The following is a 17,594-nucleotide window of genomic DNA, read 5'->3' on the forward strand; positions in this document are numbered from 1 at the left end:
TGCCGCCCGACAGGAGCCAAAATGACCGCCATTGATATAGCTGCTCCGGCGAAGGGTCCACTGAGCTTCCCGGTCTTTCGGGCGCTGTGGATCGCCACGATCATTTCCAACATCGGCACATGGATGCATGATGTCGGTGCAGGGTGGCTGATGACCTCGTTGTCGCCAAGCCCACTGCTTGTGGCGCTGGTGCAGGCCGCTACGACCCTGCCGATGTTTTTGCTGGCTTTGCCGGCGGGCGCGCTGGCCGACATCGTCGATCGTCGAAAGATGCTGCTGGGCGCGCAGGTCCTCGGCCTTGCCGCTGCAGCGGTTCTGGCCCTCCTGACTTTTCAAGGGCTGACCACCCCATGGGTGCTGCTTGGCGCTACCTTTGTTCTCGGCGTGGCAGCGGCGCTCAGTGCGCCAGTGTTTCAGGCTATCGTCCCCGAACTGATCGACAAGGCAGGCTTACCCGATGCCGTGGCGCTCAATAGTCTTGGCGTCAACATTTCGCGCGCCATAGGCCCGGCACTTGGCGGGGTAATCGTGGCAATGGCCGGCATTCCGGCAGTCTTCGCGCTGAACGCAGTGTCGGTTTCGGCGGTACTGATCGTGCTTGTCAGATGGAAGCGCGCAACGACCGTACACAGCTTGCCGCCTGAACATTTCTTCGGCGCGCTTCGGGCCGGTTATCGCTATGCACGGCATTCTCCGGCAATGCTGCTGGTATTGATCCGCACCCTTGGCTTCTTCCTGTTTAGCAGCGCGCTTTGGGCGATGCTGCCGTTGGTGGGGCGCCGTGAACTGGGGTTAGATGCAGCGGGCTACGGCGGGCTTCTCGGCTGCATGGGCGCGGGTGCCATTGTCGGTGCATTGCTGCTTAAACAACTGCGCAAAAGGGTAGCCTCCAACACGGTCTCGATCTGGGCAACACTGCTATTCGCGGCTGCGACTCTCGCATTGGCGCTGGCACCCAATGCTTGGCTGGCCGGGATAGTGATGTTCGGTGCTGGCCTCGCCTGGATCGGCATGCTGACCTCGCTCAACGTCGCAGCGCAAATGGCCTCGCCTGGTTGGGTCAAGGCGCGGGCGCTCGCTGTTTATCTGCTGGTGCTTCAAGGGGCCATGACTGGCGGCAGTATCCTGTGGGGAACTCTGGCTAGCAGCGCCGGCGTCTCCGGCGCCCTGATCATCGCGGCCATTGGTCTGACACTGGCGATCCTGCTGGCGATGCACTGGCGGCTGCCGAACGATTCCACCATCGATCTGGCGCCCTCGAACCATTGGGCTGAGCCTGTCGTCGCCATCCCGCCTGCCCATGACCGCGGCCCCGTCCAGATCGAGATTGAGTACCGGATCGCCCCGGAACAACAGGCTGCGTTCATCACCGCACTGCACAAGTTTCGCGTGACGCGCTATCGCGACGGCGCGATCCGCTGGGATGTTTGGGAAGACGTTGCAGAACCCGGCCGGGTGGTCGAGGAATTCGTCGTTGAAAGCTGGGTCGAGCATCAGCGTCAGCATGCCAGGGTGACTCACAGCGATGCATTGGATCAGCAAGTGTTAAAGGCGTTTCACATAGGCGATCAACCCCCTGTCGTTCGTCATTTTCTGCGACCACTTTATAAGGAAACACGACATGATTGAAATGGTCATTGAACAGCGTCGTCGCGATCTCGGAGGCGGCTTTGAAGTGGGCCGCATTTTGCCGATTGCAAAACGACGCATGGTAGGTCCCTTTATTTTCTTCGACCACATGGGGCCGCTTGATCTCGCGCCAGGCCTTGACCGGAGCCTCGACATCCGTGCCCATCCGCACATCGGTCTTGCAACGGTAACGTACTTGTTTGCTGGCGAGGTGATGCATCGCGACAGCCTTGGCTACGAGCAGGTGGTTCGACCACAGGAAGTGAACTGGATGACTGCAGGCAGCGGTATCACCCATAGCGAGCGGTTCGAGCGCGCACGTGAACAGGGTGATCACTTGCACGGCATTCAGGCCTGGGTCGCGCTGCCGACCGAGTTGGAAGAAGTCGCGCCGTCGTTCTCTCATCATTCCGCGAGCGATCTGCCGAAATGGAGCGACGCTGGCGTCAACGGACAGCTCATCGACGGCAGCGCCTATGGCCTGACTGCTGGCACCGAAACGCATTCGCCACTGTTTTATGCCCATCTCGACATGGCACCAGGCGCGATCGCCGAGATTCCGACAGGACACAAGGAGCGTGCGATCTACATCGCGAGCGGTGCGGTGGAGCTGGATGGAACGCGCTACGAGCGTGGCAGGATGCTGGTGCTTAGCTCGGCCGCCTCGCGTGTGCGAGCCTTGGAACACTCTACCGTGATGGTTCTAGGTGGCGAGCCCGTCGGAGAGCGGTTCATTTACTGGAACTTCGTGTCCTCCTCGAAAGACCGGCTCGCCCAGGCGGCAGCTGATTGGAGGGCGGGAAGGATGAAGCTGCCCGATGCCGACGATGAAGAGTTCACCCCACTGCCGGACGAACCGTTGCCGCCATTTTCTACGCGAACCACGTAGGTATCTGAACTTAGCTAAAACACTGTACAAAGGAAATTATATGATCGATTTAAATGGGAAGCACGCATTAGTAACTGGGGGGTCGCGGGGCATCGGAGCTGCGATCGCACTGGCGCTGGCAGAGAACGGGGCCGACGTCGCATTTACTTATCAGCACTCAGCCGAGAAAGCTGATGCGGTCGTGAAGTCAATCGAGAAAATGGGGCGTCGCGCAGTGGCCATCCAGGCCGACAGCGCCGACCCGAAGGCTATCTTGCGCTCCGTGAGCGAAGCCGTCTCGACGCTCGGTGGACTCGATATCCTTGTCAACAGCGCAGCGATTGGTCACACCGGCATGATCGCGGACCTTGATGTGCATGACTATCAGACCGTGATGGACGTCAATGTACGAGCCCCAGTGTTGTTTGCGAAGGCAGTTATCCCACATCTCACGACCGGGGGACGCATCATCACGATCGGTTCGGCTCTGGGAGAACGAGTCCCGTTCCCGGGCATCACGCTTTATGCAATGTCCAAGGCAGCACTTACCTCCTTCACTCGAGGCCTTTCGCGCGAGCTCGGCCCGAACGGAATCACCGTGAATCTTGTACAACCCGGTGCGACTAATACGGATGCCAATCCTGCAGATGGCGAGGCCGCCGATTTCCAACGAAGCCTGACTTCGTTGGGACGCTACGCTGAGCCACATGAGATAGCGAATGCTGTGGTCTTCTTTGCTAGTCCTGCTGCGAGTGTGGTTACGGGCGCCACCTTGACCGTTGATGGAGGTTCAATCGCATAATCGAACTTGTTCTGTCGAGCTTTTACAAAGGACCTGATATATGACTCAGCTAATTTCAGAGCCTATTCTCCTGATGGGCGGTGCGGGTGCTATCGGACGCCTCTCCGCCCGCGCGAGAGCTTAATGATCTATCCGCAAACAGCTCAAGCCGATGTTGTCGATGAATATTTCGGCCAGAGAGTGGCCGACCCTTATCGCTGGTTGGAGAACGATATTCGTCGAGACCCTGCTACTTACGCCTGGGTAGACGTGCAAAACAGGCTATCTGCTTCTTATCTGGCCGGGCTTCCAGGGCGGGATGTTTTTCGGGAACGTCTTGCGGTTCTGTTTGATCACGAGCGACTTACCACACCAGAAAAGCGGGGGGACCGGTACTTCTTTACGCGCAACTCGGGGCTTGACAATCAAGCGGTCCTTTTCGTCCGCGAGGGCATGAATGGCTTGGATCGTGTTGTTATCGATCCGAACGAGTGGTCAAGAGACGGCGCCACCGCTTTGGCAGAATGGGCGCCGTCGGAAGACGCGTCCCATCTAGCCTATGCAATTCAGGAGGGTGGTGCGGATTGGCGCACGATTCGCGTTCTTGAAGTCGACAGTGGCATGATCCTCAAGGATGAAATCAAGTGGGCGCGATTCACGAATATCGCTTGGGTGAAGGATGGTACGGGGTTTTTCTACTCCCGCAATCCCAAGCCGGAAAAGGACGTCGAATTCTCGGCACTGGCTCTCGGACATGCGGTCTATTTCCACAGGCTTGGAACGGAGCAGTCCGAAGACCGGCGCGTTCATGCTCCGGAGACGGATTTACCGATGATTCATACGATGGATGTCACCGCAGACGGAAGATACGCCGTAATCTACTCGAGTGCTCTCACGGGAGGCAACGGATTCGCTGTGGTCGACCTGAGTAATTCCGACTGGCCTATAAGAACTGTAGTCGATACTTTCGACCATACCTGGCTCCTTGCCGGCAACATCGGTGCAAAGCTTTTCCTCTTTACGCAGAAGGGCGCAGAGCGAGGCAGGCTTGTGACAATAGACCTCGCCGATTCTGAAGCGGTGTTCGTTGAGCTCATCGCGGAGCGACAGGACAGAGTGCTTAAATTTGGTGCGCTTGTTGGCAGTCGCCTCATTGTCTCTTATATGCACAACGCAAAGACAGAGGTTGAGCGCTATACGGTTGACGGCACACCCGACGGCGTCGTCGAGTTGCCTGGCGTGGGTAGCGCTGGTGCTTTCTACGGTCGGCCGGACGATGATGAGGCTTTCTTTATCTTCACTAGCCACGATGCACCAGCCGCCATCTACCACTACGACGTTGCTACCAATTCTAGAACAGCTTGGGCGAAGCCGAAGGTCGCGATCGACCTGACCAATATCTTGGTGAAGCAGCACTTCTACGCGTCCAAGGACGGCACGCAGGTGCCAATTTTTGTCGTTTGTCGCACGGACGTGACGGCTCCCGCGCCGACTATGCTCACGGCCTATGGGGGATTTGGTATTTCCATGGTTCCCTTCTATTCGCCTGCAGCGATGGCATGGGTCGAGCAAGGTGGGGTCTACGCCGTTGCGAACATTCGTGGTGGAGGAGAGTATGGGAAAGCGTGGCATGATGGCGGGCGGGGACCAAAGAAACAGAATTCCTTCGATGACTTCATTGCTGCTGCAGAATTCTTAAAGAGGGAAGGCATTACATCGCCGGATGGGCTGGCCATTCATGGCGAATCCAATGGTGGCTTGCTGATTGGAGCTGTTGTCAATCAGCGACCAGAGCTATTCGCGGCCGCTATTCCAGTTGTTGGCGTCCTCGACATGCTGCGGTTCGATCGTTTCACTGGTGGGCAGCTCTGGACACAGGAGTTTGGCCGCCCGGATGACGAGGCAGATTTCCGGAACCTTTTCGCCTACTCTCCGCTGCACAATATCCGGTCTGGGGTGACCTATCCGGCCATCCTTGTCTCTACCGCTGACACTGATGATCGTGTCGTTCCTGCACATTCATTCAAGTACGTTGCTGCGCTCCAGGCTTCCGACCTTGGTGTTCGCCCACGCCTGTTGCGCGTCGAGGGCCGTGCGGGTCACGGGTCGGGCAAGCCCACGGACAAGGCGATAGAGGAAATCGCAGACATGTGGGCATTTGCTGCGTATTGGACTGGTCTCGATGTTGGCAATTAATGCAGAAACCCTGGAGGCTGCGCTTCATGCGGTCATTGCAATTGTTGAGCGGACACGGCCGTGAGTTCAGGTCTGTATCTAGGCGCAACGGGGTTCGCTCTGATCGCGGTCTGTTACGGTTTCGCTCGTTTTTCCTTCGGGCTGTTTTTGCCGCAAATTGACGCCGAGCTGTCCTTGTCTTCTACGCTAAGCGGGTTGATCTCGGGAGGGGCCTTTCTGAGCTACTGCATTGCTATTGTTCTATCGACTTATTTGACTGAACGTATCGGTGCTCGTTTTGTTGCCATCTGTGCCGCCCTGGTCGCAGCGGTAGGTATGGCTAGTATCGCCATTGCACCTTCTGCATCTTGGCTTGCAGGCGCGGTAATCCTGGCCGGCTCAAGCACGGGGTTGGTCTCGCCACCCATGGCTGCAGCTGTGGCCGTAGGCATCCAGCCGGACCGACAGAGCGTCACCAATACGGTCATTAACGCAGGAACAGGTGCCGGCGTAGTGCTTTCGGGGCCAGTGGCATTGATGTCGGGTGATCAATGGCGCCTTGCTTTCGCTGGTTTTGCCGTCGCCGCAGTTGGTCTGGCATTAGTCGCCGCGCTCAGCGTACCGGGAAGTTCCAGCAAAGTCACAAAAAATGCCAACAGTCTGCCCTCATTTAACGGTGTGCTTTGGCGTCTGATCTTTGCATCTTTCCTGATGGGCGCTGCCAGCACTGCCATTTGGTCATTTGGGGGCCAGCTCATCGCGCTTCGACTCAATTGGAGCAGCGCTGGCGTGGAGTTCCTCTGGATTGCCATTGGGTCGGCGGGCATTGCGGGTGCTGGGGCAGGGACTCTTATTGCGCGGTTCAGAATTGACCGAGTGCACCGCATTTTTTTGGTGATGCTGGCAGCAGGTATCCTTCTTATCGGTGTCGGCGCCGCCACAGTCGCCCTGACACTTTTTGGAGGAATTCTTTTTGGTGCAGCTTACATCATGCTCACAGGCGTCTATTTAGTGTGGGGAGTTTCTGCACTGCCTGATCGACCTGCCTCTGGCCTAATGATCGGCTTTCTAACTATAGCTATCGGTCAAGCGGTAGGCGCCCCGATCTTCGGGCTACTGATGGACCGGCTGACAACCAACTCCGTGGTGACCATTTTTTCGTGTCTCGCCCTCACGCCAGGATTGACACGGGCTGAAATACGAATGTGTTAGGGGTCTGTATCCATGTGTAGTGGAGGTCGGGATACGACTGGCGCGTGCTGCGCCATCAATGCAACGATCCAATCGATGAACACACGTAGTTTTGCACTGACATGCCGGTTCTGGGGAAAGGCGACGTACATCGGCATTGGGTCGATATGCCAATCGGTAAACAACGGAATCAATTCGCCCCGCGCCACGTGCGCCTGAGCCATGTAGGAGGGCAACCAGAGGGCTCCCATTCCAGCCAGGCCTGCGGCCAGATATGCGTGACCATCGTCGACCACTAACGCGGGCCGACCCAAGACGTCAATGCTTTTGCCATCACGACGTATGGTGTGCGGGAACAAGCGTCGGGTGCGCGACCACGAGAAGCTCACGGTGCGGTGATGCGGCAACTCCAGCTCGCTAGGGTGGTTGGGGTGCCCCGTCCGCTCCAGATAGCTTGGTGCGGCATACACCGCCAGCGGTAGATCCGCCGCATGCCGAGCCACTAGCGACAGGTTGGTCACCTCACCCCCGCGTACAACGCAATCCACATTCTCGTCAATTAAGTCCACTACGCGATCGCTCGCACCAAGATACAGCTGAATGTCGGGATACTTGGCGTGAAAGTTCGGTAGCGCCGGCACCAGAATCATGCTGGCAAATGGGCTGGGCACATCCACCCGCAGCCTGCCCCGAGGTGACGACAGGCCGCCGGACAGACTGGTTTCCGCATCGTCCATGTCGGCTAACACACGCAACACACGTTCATAATAAGCCGCTCCGTCAGGGGTTACATTGACCTGGCGAGTTGTGCGATTCAGTAATCTGACGCGCAGGCGTGCTTCGAGTTGCTGCACCAGTTGTGTCACGGTTGTTTTACTCAGATGCAGGGTTTCCGCCGCTTTGGTGAAACTGCCCGTTTCCACGACCCGGGCAAAGGCCTGCATGGCATCGAAACGGTCCATCTCCCCTCCTCGACTCTGGCATTGTTTGGGTTATACAAACAGAGTTGTGCGTCTTAGGCAGTTTATCAGCTAAGCACCTGTCATTAGAATGAGTCACAAGTACTTATACAGCCGACATCGGCTCTTCCAAACAAGGAATTAGTTCTATGACAACACGCAACGCTGTTTTTCCATCCGGACGCCAGGCGCTTTACGAACGACACCGCTACTCGCCAGCAATCGAATCCAATGGTTTTCTGTTCGTCTCCGGCCAGGTCGGCAGCCTGGAAGACGGCTCGCCGCAACAAGGGCTGAAAGCGCAGGTGCGACAGGCTTTTGAAAATCTGAATGCCATTCTAGCGGCAGCCGGATGCACCTTCGACGACGTGGTCGATGTTACTGTTTTTATGGTTGACCCACAATCGACATTCGAGGAAATCTGGCAGGTGGTGCCCGAATATTGGGGCGAAGCGCCGCATCCAGCCTTGACCGCCGTGGGCGTCACATGGCTGTCTGGATTTGATTTTGAAATCAAGATAATCGCCAAGTTACCGTAGAAAGATCAAAGTCACCACAGCAATACTCTCGCCCCTGTGCCGAAAACGACCACGGCGCTCTTACAACTTTCTCAATTATTACGACAAATCATCGAGGTATTCATCATGTCAACACGTCATGTCTGGCGTCTGGCACGCCGTCCGGCGGGTTCAATCGTTACTGACGATTTTCGATTTGGCTCCGAGCCAATCCCTGAACTTTGCGACGGAGAGTTTCTGCTTCGTGTCCGTTACCTGTCACTAGATCCGGCACAGCGAGTTTTCATCGGCGATCAAGAACAGTTTCTACCACCCGTCGAGCTTGGCGCTCCGATGTTCGGACTCGTAGTTGGTGTCGTGGAGAAAAGCAGAAAGGAAGGTATTGCAGTAGGCACTCTTCTAAGCGGTGCCGGCGAATGGGCTGACTACATCGTCAGTGACGGCACGGGTTTTACAGAGCTACCCACTTTTCCGGGAATAAGTCTCGCGGCCACGTTCGGGACATTCAGTCTTGTAGGGCCCACTGCTTACTTTGGTCTTCTCGATATTGCCGACCCGCAGCCAGGTGAAACCCTGGTCGTTTCGGCGGCAGCCGGTGGCGTGGGCCAGATCGTTGGTCAAATAGGCAAGCTGAAAGGCTGCCGGGTGATCGGCATTCCCGGCGGGCCGGAGAAATGTGCTTTCGTCACCGAGCAACTGGGTTTTGATGCCTGCATCGACTACAAATCTGTAAATGTTGGTGATGCGCTAGATCATCTGGCGCCAGAAGGCGTGGACATCTATTTTGAACAGGTGGGCGGCCCGATCCGAAACGCCGTCATGGAGCGCATGAAGATGTTCGGCCGCGTCTCCGTTTGCGGGATGATTTCCGAATACAACGTTACGCACGCGGACACCCAACCCAGCTACTGGTGGGCCATTATGATGCGACGCCTCACGGTCCGTGGCTTCATATTCGATGATTATCGTGCCCGTTTTCCAGAGGCGGAAAAAAATCTCGCCGCGTGGATGCAAAGCGGACAGCTTACGACGCGACAAGATATACGACAGGGGCTTGAGAACGCTCTCTCATCTTTGCAAGACCTGTATTCCGGGCGGAATTTCGGAAAACTGTTGCTTGAAGTCACGCCATAACTGGTTCTTGCAGTCTCCTTGCCGACTATGACGTCTCAACCGTAGCGGTGTCTGTCAAGCTAATCGGAACGCTGTAAAACCGAAGCCATGACACCCAGTGTGTAAGGTCATTGCGAGCCGACAATCACCGCACAAAATGCGGCGATTGGCATCATAAACGCCGCATAGAACTCGACCGACATGTGGGCAGGAGTTAGCAGCCGCCGGGAAAGGCCCAGTAGTAGCCAGCAAAACCCAAATTGGGTATCATAAACCCCAATATGGGTATTTCAAATATTACTGCGCCCCGCCGGAGCCTGTCCGACGCTCTCTTTCCCGGTACCAAACAACGGGTGCTAGGGATACTGTATGGTCAGCCTGATCGCAGCTTTTATGCCAATGAATTGATCAGCCTCGCAGCCAGTGGCTCCGGTGCCGTGCAACGTGAACTCGTCACGCTCACGAATAGTGGCTTGGTGACCGTGACGGCTGTTGGCAATCAGAAGCACTACCAAGCGAACGCAGAATCGCCTATCTTCAATGAGCTACGTTCCATCATTCAGAAGACGGTAGGCCTGGCTGAGCCGTTGCGCACAGCCCTTCAACCCATGTCGGCCCAGATCACCGCAGCTTTTGTATATGGCTCCGTCGCCAAGAAGACAGATACGGCCAGCAGCGACATTGATCTGATGGTGATCAGCGATGACATCAGCTACGGTGAACTTTTCACCGCCCTTGAAGCGGCCAGTGTGAACCTCGGACGCCCGGTCAACCCAACCATTCTGTCTCAAGACGAGTTCCAGAAACGTCTTGCCAATCAGGAATCATTCCTGACCCGCGTCATGGAACAACCCAAGATCTGGATATTAGGTAAAGACAGTGACCTCGGCATTTGAAAATCTGAGCGGCCCCGGCAAGCCATTACGGGCCGAACCCCCTGACAAGAAAGAGTTTGAAGGTCTGGTTCGTTCTGGGCGGGCGCGATTGCGTGATGCTCTAAACACAACGCTATCCATCGAAAGCCGCTTCGACCTGGCCTACAACGCTGCCCACGCGTTGTGCCTGGCTGCGTTACGTTGGCACGGTTATCGCTCCGGCAACCGATATGTCGTATTCCAACTATTGCCGCACACGCTGAATCTTGGCTCATCTGTCTGGCGAGTTCTCGACAAGTGTCACAACATTCGGAACCTGGGTGAGTATGAGGGCGACTTGAACGTGGATGATCGTATCGTCACCGATCTGGTGACAGCCTGCCAGTCAGTTGCAGACCGAGTCGATGCTTTACCACCGTTGAAGTAGCTGTGAGCAAGGCGACCGTCTGTACCGAACTGTACTTCGAACCAAACTTCGGTACAGTACAGGTACAGTGACCAGTTTTACAGAATTTCGTTAAAATACGCTAATAGACTGATTCGTAAGTCCTTTTATCTATTTTAACTTGCACCCAGCTTCGCCCTGCTTACCTATACAAACACCTTAAATCGCCAACTCAAAATCCCCCGCCGCAAGGCGTGCCGGTTCGATTCCGGCCCCGGGCACCAACGGCTTGTTCCACAAAGGTTCAAGTTGCATCAAATTCTCAAAGAAATCATGCGGTTAGGATAGAAACTTAACCCATGATGTCCCATCAAGTTTCAGTAAATCCCGACGTTGCGTGCCCCCCAAGGTGTACCCTAGACTGGTTGTACCCAGTTTTCTTTTTACAGGGGTACACCTATGGGATTCCTGACTGATCTTAAGATCCGCACCCTCTCGCCCAGCGTCAAAGAACAGATGCTGAATGACGGCGATGGCCTCTACCTGCGCTTGCGCGCATCCAGCAAAAGTTGGCTCTATCGGTACAAATCCGGTACGAAGCAAATCAAGATCGGCCTAGGCGCCTACCCAACGATCACCCTCGCAATGGCACGCGAACTCACCAGAGAGGCGAACGCGCTGCGCGCTCAAGGCATCGACCCGCAAGACGCTCGACGAGAGCAGCAAGAGCAAGCCAAGATCGCCAAGATGAATACCTTCGAACTGATGGCGCGCGCCTGGCTCGAAAGTGCCAGCAAGGATCGCGTCTGGTCTGCCGGCTACAAAAACAAGGTCACCCGGCACTTGGAAATTCACGTGTTCCCCTGGGTTGGTGACAAAGCCATGGAGGCCATCAGGCCTCCTGAAATCGTGCGCTGCCTGCATCGCATCAAGGATCGCGGCAACCTGGAAACAGCGCAACGTGTCCGCGAAGCCGTCCAGCATGTCTATCAGTACGCTGTGGATACGGGTGTATTGGAGCCCGCCCAGAATTTCGTCAACAACCGTACTGGAGGCTTACCAACACCACGCGGCCGCCACTACGCAGCCATCACTGATCCGCAGCTACTGGGCCAGCTTTTGAGAGATATGCGCGCGTACTCCGGTAACTTCATTTCCGTTGCCGCCTTGCGCTTGGCTCCGCTAGTCTTCCAGCGGCCCGGCCAGCTGCGCCTGGCACATTGGGAAGATGTCGATCTCAAAAAGGGCCTGTGGCGCTGCCCGCCAGAGAACATGAAGATGCGCGAGTGGCAGAAACGCGATAGCCGCACCCCTGCGCATATTGTGCCTCTGTCACGCCAGGCGCGACGGATTCTAGAGGATCTGCTGCCGATTACCGGCCCCTCCGGCCCTGTGTTTCCCAACATGGCCAGGCGCTCTGACAAGTCACGCTATATCAGCGAAAACACGATCAACTCGGCTTTACGCACGCTGGGGTATGACACCAAGGAACAGATCACAGGTCATGGATTTCGTGCCACCGCACGCACGATGATCCGCGAGTACCTTGGCTGGGAGCCGGACGTCATCGAACGCCACCTGGCGCACGTATCGAAAGAAGAGCTGGGTGCCAGCTACGACCGAGCCACCTTCTTGGCTCAGCGCAAGGTAATGGTGCAGCAGTGGGCGGATTTTCTGGATGAGCTGGAGGCGGGAAAAATGCCCAAGCTTGCGGAAAACGTCCTCTGGCTCAAGCGGGCGTAGCCTACGCCTACTTGGCGTTCAACAGCAGCCCAAAACATTCCAGAAATGGTATATTGACATGAAGCCTTCCTCCATGAAGCCGCTCTTCTGGCTTGGCAGCAGCAAGAAAGACCTGTTGGCTCTGCCGGTGGCTGTACGAAAGTTCTTCGGTCATGCGCTTGACTTCGCCCAGCGTGGCGAACAGCACGAAGCGGCGAAAGTGCTAAAGGGCTTTGGCAGTGCGGGTGTACTTGAAATTGTTGAAGACGACACCGGTGGCACTTACCGGACTGTCTACACCGTGCGTTTTGCTGAAGCCATATTCGTATTGCACGTCTTTCAAAAGAAGAGCAAGCGAGGTATCGAAACGCCCAAGCCGGATATGGAAATCATCCGTCAGCGTATGAAGGCCGCTGCAATCGTCGCACAGGAGTTGAGAAATGAGTAAACGCATCGTTGAAGGGATTGAAGTCGAAGCCAGTTCAGGTAATGTGTTTGCTGACCTTGGCCTGCCCGACGCCGAAAAACTGCAAATCAAATCAGGGCTGACCGTCGAGATTGCCAAAGCCATCCGCGAGCGCGGATTGACGCAAGCCGAAGCGGCAGAACGCATGGGTCTTACCCAACCCAAGGTATCAAGTCTACTGCGTGGTGGGTTCTCGAATTTCTCCGAACGCAAGCTGATGGACTGTCTGAACCGCTTGGGCTATGACATCGAAATTCGTGTGCGCGAAACGGCAGAACCAATCGGCCACCTAGTGTTGACTCACGCCTAAGTCGATGGCCGGGACGTAGCCGCTGCAACACGCCTGACACGGCCGCCAGCAGAGCCGGTATTCAGGGGTCTGCCTTCAGTGAAGCGCTAATCAATCGCTTCGCCCGGCGACAAGACACTTACTCGTCGGAGTCTTGCTCTTCCTTGACCTGTTTGTTCTCGCTGGATTCAGATCCTTGGTCGGATATCTTTGGGGCTTTCCAGTTAAGCGGTGGCGCGACGATATCCTTCCAGGCGATACGTTTAGGTGTGGACATAGTTTTCTCCCAAAGCAATGTGGCAGCACACTGTGTGCCGCCACCATCACTGTATAAACTATCAGCATTCTTGTGTTATGTCAAGTTTATAGGGCAGATTGGGGAGCAGTGCGGCAATTCTCCCCATCCAATCACAGCAATCTGAAGTATTGGCCTTCCCCTACTGAAACCGCCGCGGAATATGATCCGCCCAGGTTTTTTCCCTCACCAATTCCCCGTTTTTTCGCAAAACCTTCGTAAACGTGACATGAAAGTACGTATCGTCCGATTCGATCCGCGCTTTGGCCGATAGGGCTATTTCCTCGCCGTTGATGGTGAACAGATTGTTGCGCTCGCCCTGGTAGCTGGCATGGGCGGGTCTGGCATCGTTGACGTCCCAGCGGTACGACTCGCTGGATTTGAATTCATTGCCGTGGGCGGTCCAGCGTATGTCGCTCGTGGTCGTGAAGGTCGAATCACCGGTTTTTTCGTTGCGGAAACTCTCAAAAACCGGACCGTTGTTTTCCAGTGTCTCGCCAAAGGGCGCCGCATCGTCAACTTCTGGCTGGGGCAGCAGGCAGGCCTGATCGCTTGCGTTTCGTGTCGGCACCACTGGCAGATCCAGCCAGGTGCTGTTGCCCGACAGAAGGCTGGTCACGCCTGCCGTGGGGCTGGGCCAAATCATGGGAAACTGTGCGTTAGAGACCGCCAGCCGGATGCGGTGGCCTGGCTGGAAGCGCCAGGTGGTGAAGTGTATCGAGGCCGTCAGGGTGGTGGGTTCGCCGGGAATCAGCGCGGTGGGCTCCAGCCGTGAAAAACGCTGGGACGGGTTGATGCTTGCGCCGCTGACCAGGGATACCTTGCCGTCGGGTGCAACATCTTCCAGGCGCACCGTCCATTGGTAAAAAGGGGCGTCTGCGGCCACGCGCAAACGCACTTGTGGCATGCCCATGATTTCCAGGGCTTCGGTCAATGGGGCAGAATCAAAGACCAGGCTATGGCTGTCGTCTGTGGCCATGTCGCCTGTTTGTTCGCCCCACCAGCCGCCGGCGGCCATCCCGGTGCCGGCACGATAAAGCAGGGGCTGGGCGGTTTCCTGTGCCGTCGGCGCTAGGCTCAGTTGCTGCGCGGCCTGGGGGTAGTAGCGTTTTGTGCTGTTGTCCGACGGCCATTGCTGGTCGCAGCGCCAGTAACCAGGGATTGTGCTCAGGTCGGTGGCGGGGGAATGCCCGGTACGCATGAATGCCATCCAGCGGGGTTCGTCCAGGACGCCGTTGTCGATGCCTTTCAGCCAGTAATCCCACCAGCGCACGGCTTTTTGCCGCCATTCGTAGTTGGGGCCGGGCACGCCATATTCAGGCCAGGCGTGGTTCCATGGGCCGATTTCTGCAATGACCGGCGCTTTGGACGACTGCCCCACGTCGAGGACGAAATCCCGGTAGCCGTCCAGCAATCCGCCAATCAGATAGGCCGGGACTTCCAGGGGAGCCTTGAATGTCGTGGATTCCTGGCGCCAGAAATCGCCGTCCTGCTGCTGGCGCAGCCAGGTGAAAATCCAGGGTTCTTGGTCGAAACGATTTTTGAAATAGGTTTCGTCAATCCGGTAATCCGGGCTTTGCGGCATCGAATTATCGGTATCGATCTGATGGGCATATGAATCTATGTGCAAGGCCCCGTCTATATAGTGCACGTCGTTGTAGAAAAGATCTGTCGAGCCATGCGCTGCGATAATCGCCTTCAGGGCGGGGGGCTTTCTGTGGGCCGTCATCAAAGAATTGAAGGCGCTCCATGAAATGCCGTACATGCCCACTTTGCCGTTGGACCAGTCTTTTTTGGATAGCTGGTCTATCAGCTGTTCGGCATCGGAAATTTCTGCCTGGGAATATTCGCTTTTGGGGATACTGCCCTGGCTACCCCCGGTGCCGCGCACATCCACCCGGGCCACGACGTAGCCGCGTTTGGCAAAATAAGCCCCATAGCCATAGTCGCTCAGGACAAAAAAATCGTCTTTGCGGTAGGGCACCATTTCCATGATGACAGGGAAGGTTTCCCCCGATTTTTTAGCGGTGGGGCGATAATAGGTGACGGCCAACTGCACGCCGTCTTCCATGGTCAGCGTGCTTTGTTCCAAAGAGAATTCGTAGTGGGTGGTTTGCACAGGTGGCTCGCTATCGCCAGAGCAGCCCAACAACCCAAGCATCAGGGATAGGCAAACCGCCATTCTTGCCAGACTGCTTGTATTCCATCGCATCATTTTTTTTCCAGGGTTGCGCACGATCCCCGCATCATGTCAGAGGTCGATATGGCGCACAAGACTTGATGAGCAGGCCGTCAGGCGTTTTGTGGGTTTGTGCAGACGGAATTGCTCCGCTATCCTGGGGTGCTTATCAGCAGTGATGATTTTTAAGGATTTCATGCTATGGAAGATTTGAACAGCCGTCATGGCCTGAACCCGGCGCACAGCGAAGTCGTGGACGCATGTCGGGTGATCCAGCCTTGCGATGCCTTGGATATGGGGTGCTCCAATGGCCGCAATGCCTTGTATCTAAGCCAGCTTGGATTCAATGTCACGGCGATTGATGCCAATCCCAATGCCATCAATATGCTGCAGGGCATTGTGGATCAGGAAAAAATCAGCAATATCCAGCCTCGGGTCTATGACATCCAACAGGCCGATCTGGATGCTGATTACGGTTTTATTGCGTGTACCGTAACCCTGATGTTTATCGATCCGTTGCGTGTCGACGCGGTGCTGTCCGATATGCAGGATCACACGTTGGCGGGTGGCTATCACCTGATTGTCTGCGCCATGGATACCGAGGCATACCCTTGTCCCATGAATTTTCCATTTACCTTGAAAACAGAGCAATTGCGCACGATGTATCAGGGCTGGGAATTCATCAAATACAACGAAGATCCCGGCACCATGCACAATGGGGCGCGGCTGCAGTTTGCCACCATGCTGGCGCGCAAACCCACTTAAGACAGCCGCACACGCAGGGGCGGGCGGTTTAGCATAGGCTCATCCCGCCCTGCAATAAATCAAAAGCGCCCTGTCGCCAGCCTGCCAAAATCAACGCCAGTGTCGCTGCAGCCACCAGGCCTGCCAGGATCGTCCAGCCTTTATGCATCATGCTTGCACCCCTTGCAGCCGTGCCACGGGCTGTTCACGAATCGGCCAGTTCAGCGCGGCGGCGACAAAGCTCAGGGCAATTGAAATCTGCCAGACCACATCATAGCTGCCTGTCTGGTCGAACAGATATCCGCCCAGCCAGCCGCCCAGAAAAGATCCTATCTGGTGAAACAGGAAGACGATGCCGCCCAGCATCGACAGGTTGCGTACGCCGAATATCGTGGCAATGGCCCCGTTGGTCAGTGGCACCGTGGATAGCCAGAGCAGGCCCATGGCAATGCCGAAGGCATACGCGCTGCCGGTGGTGATCGGAAACGAGATGAATAGGGCAATCACCGCTGCCCGGGCCAGATACAGGGCGCTCAGCAGACGGGGCTTGGAGTGGCGCCCCCCCAGCCAGCCGGCGATATAGGTGCCGAATACATTGAACAAACCCACCAGCGCCAGCACGGTGGTGCCGACAATAACCGGCAGATGCTTGTCCACCAAAAATGACGGCAGGTGTACGCCAATAAACACCACCTGAAAGCCGCAGACGAAAAAGCCGAAGGCCAGCAGCCAGAAACCGGAGTGGTTGCAGGCCTCGTGCAGGGCTTCTTTCAGGGTCTGCTGGTGTCCATGCGTTGTGGGCGGGGTGTCTTTGATCATGACGGCCAGGGGCACGATCAGGGCCGCCAGCAGACCCAATACCACCAGTGCTGCCGCCCAGCCCAGCCACTGGATCAATCCCAAGGATCCGGGCAGCATGGCGAATTGCCCAAAGGACCCTGCTGCTGCCGCAATGCCCATGGCCAGGCTTTGTTTTTCCGGGGGCACCGCCCGTCCGACGACGCCCAGTATCACTGAAAACGAGGTGCCCGACAGGCCGATCCCAATCAGCAGGCCTGCGCTGAGGGACAGGGATAGCGGCGAATCCGCATACCCCATCAGTACCAGCCCGGTCGCATAGAGAATCCCGCCGACCACGATGGTGCGCTTGGCACCCAGACGATCGGCCACTGCCCCCGCAAATGGCTGGGCAACGCCCCAGGCCAGATTCTGCAAGGCCATGGCAAAGGCAAAAACCCCGCGTCCCCAGCCAAAGTCGGCGCTCATTGGCGAAAGAAACAGGCCAAAGCCGTGGCGTATCCCCAGAGATAGAAACAGGATCAGCGAGGCGCCCAGCATCAGCCAGAAGCTTTTTTTGGATGAGAAGCTCATAGAATCGTCGGGTGTTCGGATGGGCGAATTATAG

The 17,594-nt window shown here is 56.5% G+C and carries 18 protein-coding genes; 13 read left to right on the top strand and 5 right to left on the bottom strand.

Going from position 1 to position 17,594, the window contains the following annotated elements; translation table 11 throughout:
• Positions 1 to 21 precede the first annotated feature (21 nt).
• From VDP81_RS10600 to VDP81_RS10620, 5 genes are all read left to right on the top strand, one after another.
• A complete protein-coding gene (locus VDP81_RS10600; protein ID WP_323012282.1) occupies positions 22 to 1,629 on the top strand; it encodes an MFS transporter in 1,608 nt (535 codons plus the stop codon).
• Complete coding sequence (locus tag VDP81_RS10605) at positions 1,622 to 2,518, top strand: pirin family protein (RefSeq protein WP_323012283.1); 897 nt, start codon at positions 1,622 to 1,624, stop codon at positions 2,516 to 2,518. The genes VDP81_RS10600 and VDP81_RS10605 overlap by 8 nt, the downstream gene beginning before the upstream one ends.
• 40 nt (positions 2,519 to 2,558) lie before the next feature.
• Positions 2,559 to 3,299, top strand: coding sequence for an SDR family NAD(P)-dependent oxidoreductase (locus tag VDP81_RS10610; RefSeq protein ID WP_323012284.1), 741 nt, complete (start codon positions 2,559 to 2,561; stop codon positions 3,297 to 3,299).
• Between the two features lie 123 nt (positions 3,300 to 3,422).
• Entirely contained in the window at positions 3,423 to 5,474 is a 2,052-nt protein-coding gene (locus VDP81_RS10615; RefSeq protein WP_323012285.1) for a prolyl oligopeptidase family serine peptidase, read from the top strand.
• Positions 5,475 to 5,534: 60 nt separating this feature from the next.
• Positions 5,535 to 6,665: an MFS transporter gene (locus tag VDP81_RS10620; protein ID WP_323012286.1), complete on the top strand. Its 1,131-nt coding sequence runs from the start codon at positions 5,535 to 5,537 to the stop codon at positions 6,663 to 6,665.
• Here VDP81_RS10620 and VDP81_RS10625 read toward each other — a convergent pair.
• On the bottom strand, positions 6,662 to 7,606 hold the full coding sequence (locus tag VDP81_RS10625) for a LysR family transcriptional regulator (protein ID WP_323012287.1): 945 nt from the start codon (positions 7,604 to 7,606) through the stop codon (positions 6,662 to 6,664). The two genes, VDP81_RS10620 and VDP81_RS10625, sit on opposite strands and share 4 nt — an antisense overlap.
• 146 nt (positions 7,607 to 7,752) lie before the next feature.
• Between VDP81_RS10625 and VDP81_RS10630 the strand changes: the two genes are divergently transcribed.
• From VDP81_RS10630 to VDP81_RS10660, 7 genes are all read left to right on the top strand, one after another.
• On the top strand, positions 7,753 to 8,142 hold the full coding sequence (locus VDP81_RS10630; RefSeq protein WP_323012288.1) for a RidA family protein: 390 nt from the start codon (positions 7,753 to 7,755) through the stop codon (positions 8,140 to 8,142).
• 105 nt (positions 8,143 to 8,247) lie between these two features.
• Complete coding sequence (locus VDP81_RS10635; RefSeq protein WP_323012289.1) at positions 8,248 to 9,255, top strand: NADP-dependent oxidoreductase; 1,008 nt, start codon at positions 8,248 to 8,250, stop codon at positions 9,253 to 9,255.
• A gap of 239 nt (positions 9,256 to 9,494) precedes the next feature.
• Complete coding sequence (locus VDP81_RS10640; RefSeq protein ID WP_323012290.1) at positions 9,495 to 10,130, top strand: nucleotidyltransferase domain-containing protein; 636 nt, start codon at positions 9,495 to 9,497, stop codon at positions 10,128 to 10,130.
• Positions 10,114 to 10,536: a hypothetical protein gene (locus tag VDP81_RS10645; protein ID WP_323012291.1), complete on the top strand. Its 423-nt coding sequence runs from the start codon at positions 10,114 to 10,116 to the stop codon at positions 10,534 to 10,536. Before VDP81_RS10640 ends, VDP81_RS10645 begins: the two co-directional genes overlap by 17 nt.
• A 417-nt stretch (positions 10,537 to 10,953) precedes the next feature.
• Positions 10,954 to 12,237, top strand: coding sequence for a tyrosine-type recombinase/integrase (locus VDP81_RS10650; RefSeq protein WP_323012292.1), 1,284 nt, complete (start codon positions 10,954 to 10,956; stop codon positions 12,235 to 12,237).
• 58 nt (positions 12,238 to 12,295) lie between these two features.
• Positions 12,296 to 12,664, top strand: a complete 369-nt coding sequence (locus VDP81_RS10655) for a type II toxin-antitoxin system RelE/ParE family toxin (protein ID WP_323012293.1) — start codon at positions 12,296 to 12,298, stop codon at positions 12,662 to 12,664.
• Complete coding sequence (locus VDP81_RS10660) at positions 12,657 to 12,992, top strand: helix-turn-helix transcriptional regulator (protein ID WP_323012294.1); 336 nt, start codon at positions 12,657 to 12,659, stop codon at positions 12,990 to 12,992. The genes VDP81_RS10655 and VDP81_RS10660 overlap by 8 nt, the downstream gene beginning before the upstream one ends.
• Before the next feature lie 118 nt (positions 12,993 to 13,110).
• Here the strand turns inward: VDP81_RS10660 and VDP81_RS10665 are convergent, their stop codons facing one another.
• Complete coding sequence (locus VDP81_RS10665) at positions 13,111 to 13,248, bottom strand: hypothetical protein (protein WP_322996269.1); 138 nt, start codon at positions 13,246 to 13,248, stop codon at positions 13,111 to 13,113.
• A gap of 160 nt (positions 13,249 to 13,408) precedes the next feature.
• Positions 13,409 to 15,481 (bottom strand): CocE/NonD family hydrolase, encoded by a 2,073-nt coding sequence (locus VDP81_RS10670; protein ID WP_323012295.1) that lies wholly within the window; start codon positions 15,479 to 15,481, stop codon positions 13,409 to 13,411.
• A gap of 165 nt (positions 15,482 to 15,646) precedes the next feature.
• Here VDP81_RS10670 and tehB point away from each other — a divergent pair, with 165 nt between their 5' ends.
• Complete coding sequence (gene tehB, locus VDP81_RS10675; protein ID WP_322996271.1) at positions 15,647 to 16,210, top strand: tellurite resistance methyltransferase TehB; 564 nt, start codon at positions 15,647 to 15,649, stop codon at positions 16,208 to 16,210.
• Positions 16,211 to 16,238: 28 nt separating this feature from the next.
• On the opposite strand, the gene VDP81_RS10680 is transcribed toward tehB, so the two are convergent.
• Both VDP81_RS10680 and VDP81_RS10685 read right to left on the bottom strand, forming a co-directional pair.
• Positions 16,239 to 16,361 carry a hypothetical protein gene (locus VDP81_RS10680; protein ID WP_322996272.1) on the bottom strand — a complete coding sequence of 41 codons (123 nt, stop codon included), beginning with the start codon at positions 16,359 to 16,361 and terminating at the stop codon, positions 16,239 to 16,241.
• Positions 16,358 to 17,560: an MFS transporter gene (locus VDP81_RS10685; RefSeq protein ID WP_322996273.1), complete on the bottom strand. Its 1,203-nt coding sequence runs from the start codon at positions 17,558 to 17,560 to the stop codon at positions 16,358 to 16,360. Before VDP81_RS10685 ends, VDP81_RS10680 begins: the two co-directional genes overlap by 4 nt.
• Positions 17,561 to 17,594: the final 34 nt, after the last annotated feature.

The organism is Castellaniella sp., from assembly GCF_034675845.1.
Lineage (GTDB): Bacteria > Pseudomonadota > Gammaproteobacteria > Burkholderiales > Burkholderiaceae_B > Castellaniella.

Bases quoted from the DNA above. Each gene is read 5' to 3' on its own strand.
- VDP81_RS10615 (WP_323012285.1), top strand. From the start codon at position 3,423: ATGATCTATCCGCAAACAGCTCAAGCCGATGTTGTCGATGAATATTTC.
- VDP81_RS10635 (WP_323012289.1), top strand. From the start codon at position 8,248: ATGTCAACACGTCATGTCTGGCGTCTGGCACGCCGTCCGGCGGGTTCA.
- VDP81_RS10625 (WP_323012287.1), bottom strand. From the start codon at position 7,606: ATGGACCGTTTCGATGCCATGCAGGCCTTTGCCCGGGTCGTGGAAACG.
- VDP81_RS10680 (WP_322996272.1), bottom strand. From the start codon at position 16,361: ATGATGCATAAAGGCTGGACGATCCTGGCAGGCCTGGTGGCTGCAGCG.
- VDP81_RS10670 (WP_323012295.1), bottom strand. From the start codon at position 15,481: ATGATGCGATGGAATACAAGCAGTCTGGCAAGAATGGCGGTTTGCCTA.
- VDP81_RS10650 (WP_323012292.1), top strand. From the start codon at position 10,954: ATGGGATTCCTGACTGATCTTAAGATCCGCACCCTCTCGCCCAGCGTC.
- VDP81_RS10600 (WP_323012282.1), top strand. From the start codon at position 22: ATGACCGCCATTGATATAGCTGCTCCGGCGAAGGGTCCACTGAGCTTC.
- VDP81_RS10665 (WP_322996269.1), bottom strand. From the start codon at position 13,248: ATGTCCACACCTAAACGTATCGCCTGGAAGGATATCGTCGCGCCACCG.
- VDP81_RS10610 (WP_323012284.1), top strand. From the start codon at position 2,559: ATGATCGATTTAAATGGGAAGCACGCATTAGTAACTGGGGGGTCGCGG.
- VDP81_RS10685 (WP_322996273.1), bottom strand. From the start codon at position 17,560: ATGAGCTTCTCATCCAAAAAAAGCTTCTGGCTGATGCTGGGCGCCTCG.
- VDP81_RS10630 (WP_323012288.1), top strand. From the start codon at position 7,753: ATGACAACACGCAACGCTGTTTTTCCATCCGGACGCCAGGCGCTTTAC.
- VDP81_RS10605 (WP_323012283.1), top strand. From the start codon at position 1,622: ATGATTGAAATGGTCATTGAACAGCGTCGTCGCGATCTCGGAGGCGGC.
- VDP81_RS10655 (WP_323012293.1), top strand. From the start codon at position 12,296: ATGAAGCCTTCCTCCATGAAGCCGCTCTTCTGGCTTGGCAGCAGCAAG.
- VDP81_RS10660 (WP_323012294.1), top strand. From the start codon at position 12,657: ATGAGTAAACGCATCGTTGAAGGGATTGAAGTCGAAGCCAGTTCAGGT.
- tehB (WP_322996271.1), top strand. From the start codon at position 15,647: ATGGAAGATTTGAACAGCCGTCATGGCCTGAACCCGGCGCACAGCGAA.